Below are 495 nucleotides of genomic sequence, written 5' to 3' on the forward strand. Positions count from 1 at the left end.
CTGTTCACACCGACTCATGGGGAGGTGCTAATAGGCGGGAGACAGTTGTCGTCCTTCGATAGGCGAAAGGCTCGGCAGGTGGTCGGCTCGATTGCACAGAACGACGATCTGTTCGCAGGATATTTATCTGACAATATTGCCTTCTTCGATCCGCATATTGATATGACGAGAGTCGAAGAAGTCTCTAAGCTGGCATGCATAATTGATGATATCAATCGAATGCCCATGCGATTCGACACAATGGTTGGTGATATGGGTTCTGTTCTATCGGGTGGGCAGAAGCAGCGTGTCTTGCTGGCTCGCGCGCTTTACCATCGGCCGAAGGTTCTTTTCATAGATGAGGGAACCGCTCACTTAGATCCAGAAAATGAAGAAAAGGTTCTAGAAGCACTATCGGGGCTTGGTATAACAATTGTGGTAGTCGCCCACCGGTCAAAGTCTATTGAAAAGGCGGACAGAATATACCCTATTGTCGGTGGTCATTATATGTCGAGT

At 48.3% G+C, this 495-nt stretch carries 1 protein-coding gene; it reads left to right on the plus strand.

Features of this window, described 5'->3' with window-relative positions; all coding sequences use genetic code 11:
• The coding region (locus tag AC2JF9_RS08515) for an ATP-binding cassette domain-containing protein (RefSeq protein WP_500726909.1) at positions 1-495 on the plus strand (495 nt) is incomplete at its 3' end.

This window comes from Lactobacillus sp. C449L (assembly GCF_059900815.1).